Annotated in this window: 3 protein-coding genes; 1 reads left to right on the top strand and 2 read right to left on the bottom strand. The window is 68.6% G+C overall.

Going from position 1 to position 2,171, the window contains the following annotated elements; genetic code table 11:
- On the bottom strand, positions 1-443 hold a 443-nt coding region (locus VFM98_RS24400), incomplete at its 3' end, for a RidA family protein (RefSeq protein WP_325112487.1).
- 66 nt (positions 444-509) lie between these two features.
- Positions 510-869, bottom strand: coding sequence for a nuclear transport factor 2 family protein (locus VFM98_RS24395; RefSeq protein ID WP_325112486.1), 360 nt, complete (start codon positions 867-869; stop codon positions 510-512).
- Between the two features lie 16 nt (positions 870-885).
- Here VFM98_RS24395 and VFM98_RS24390 point away from each other — a divergent pair, with 16 nt between their 5' ends.
- A complete protein-coding gene (locus VFM98_RS24390) occupies positions 886-2,076 on the top strand; it encodes a CoA transferase (RefSeq protein ID WP_325112485.1) in 1,191 nt (396 codons plus the stop codon).
- The last annotated feature ends 95 nt before the right edge of the window (positions 2,077-2,171 follow it).

Raw genomic sequence — 2,171 nt, 5'->3', positions numbered from 1 at the left:
TTTCCAGAAATGACTTCTCTTCTTACTGCGGACCGTATTCCCCATAAATCGATCTCCACCTTGCAGCCGGGGACGAGCAGGCCGCTCACCTGCACGGTGGTGCGCGGCGGCGGCGAGGGGAAGAACTCCTTCCACACCTGGTCGAAGTAGTAGAAGTCGTTGAGGTCGGTGAGGAACACCTGCGACTTCACCACGTCCTTCAGGTCGCAGCCGGCGGCCTGGAACACCTTGCGCAGGTTGCCGAGGACGTAGCGCGCCTGCTTCTGGATGTCCGAGCCGTAGTAGGGGAAGGCCGGATCCTGGCGCGCCTCGGGCGGCACGCCGGTCTTGTAGTCGGAGGCGATCTGGCCGGCGGCGTACAGCGTGTCGCCCGCGAGCACGCCCTCGCAGTAGTGCGCCATCGGCGCCGGCGTGCCCGAGCCCTTGATGACTTCGCGCTTCATCCGGGGACCAGACTTATCACAAGGCCGCGGGCCCTAGAAGTGGGGACGTCGAAACAGGGCGCCGGCCTAGCGCGGCAGGTCGTTCCAGACGCGATGATCCACCAGGCGGCCGTCTTTCACCGTGAAGCGGTCGATGAAGCGCACGCCCTCGAAGGGCCGGCCGTCGGCGAATTCGCCGTAGAGCGTGCCGAAGCAGTACACCGCGGTGCCTTCCGGCGCCGGCGCCTCGTCGAAGCGCTCGAAGCGCTTGCGCACGCCCCGGTAGCGCTGCGCCATCTGCGCCGCCAGGTCCTCCAGCCGCGAAAAGCGCGCATCGCCCGGATAGACCATGGTGAATCCCGGGGCCAGGAAGCCCTTCGCGCGCGGCAGGTCGCGGTCGGCCCACGCCTCCAGGTAGCTGCGGACCACGTCCGCCGGGGTTTGCACGCATTAATATTAGTCCATGCCCCACCAGCCTGCCGCCAGCGCGCTCGCGCATTTTCGTGTCCTCGACCTGACGCGCGTGCGCGCCGGGCCCAGCTGCGTCAAGCAGCTCGCCGATTTCGGCGCCGACGTCATCAAGGTGGAGCTGCCGCCTTCGGTCGAGGTCGACACCATGAGCGGGCCGCGCCACGGGTTCGACATGCAGAACCTGCACCGCAACAAGCGCTCCATGACGCTCAACCTGAAGGAGGCGGAGGGACGCGCCATCTTCATGAAGCTGGTCGAGCGCGCCGACGTGGTGGTGGAGAATTTCCGCCCGGACGTGAAGTTCCGCCTGGGCGTGGACTACGAGTCGCTGCGCAAGGTGAACCGGCGCATCGTCCTGGGCTCGATCTCCGGCTTCGGCCAGGACGGCCCCTATAGCAAGCGCCCAGGGTTCGACCAGATCGCCCAGGGCATGGGCGGCCTCATGATGGTGACCGGCGAGCCGGGCCGCGGCCCCATGCGCGCGGGAACCGCCGTGGCGGACGTGGCTTCCGGCCTGTATGCCGCCCTCGGCATCCTCACCGCGCTGCACGAGCGCGAGCGCTCGGGGGAGGGCCAGTGGGTCCAGGCGAGCCTGCTGCAGGCACAGATCGGCCTGATGGACTTCCAGGCGGCGCGCTACCTCATGACCGGCGACGTGCCGGCACAGGTCGGCAACGACCATCCGCACTCCATGCCGACCTCCGCCTACCGCACGCGCGACGGCTACATCAACATCGGCGCGTCGGGAAACACCATCTGGGCGCGCTTCTGCAAGGCGCTCGGCCGCGAGGCGTGGCTGGCCGATGCGGACTTTGCCGACGAGCCGGGGCGAGCCCGGCACCGCGGCAAGCTGAATGCCGCCATCAACGAAGTGACCGTCGGCCGCACCACCGCCGAGTGGATCGAGATCCTGAACGAGGCAGGGGTGCCCTCCGGGCCGATCTACACCATGGACCAGGTCTTCGCCGACCCGCAGGTGCGCCACCTGGAGGCGGCCGCCGCCGTGCGCCACCCGAAGCTCGGCGAGATCCGCATCCTCAATCAGGCGGTCAAGCTGTCGCGCACCCCGGCCCGGATGGCGACGGCCACGCCGGAGCTGGGCGCGCACACCGAAGAGATCCTGGCCGAGCTCGGCTACGACGCCGCCCAGGTCGAGGCCCTGCGCAGCCGCAAGATCGTCTAGAAGTCCCATCGCCCCGCTCGGTTACCTGGCGCTCTTCGTCGGCGCCTTCCTCGAAGGCGAGAGCGTGGTCTTCCTCGCCGGCGTTGCCGCGCAAC

The sequence above is a fragment of the Ramlibacter sp. genome (assembly GCF_035706265.1).
Lineage (GTDB): Bacteria > Pseudomonadota > Gammaproteobacteria > Burkholderiales > Burkholderiaceae_C > Ramlibacter.
The sequence above is the reverse complement of the archived record's forward strand: the minus strand, read 5'-3'. Positions and strand labels throughout refer to the sequence as shown.

Coding starts and splice junctions, on each gene's coding strand:
- VFM98_RS24390 (WP_325112485.1), top strand. CDS start 886: ATGCCCCACCAGCCTGCCGCCAGCGCGCTCGCGCATTTTCGTGTCCTC.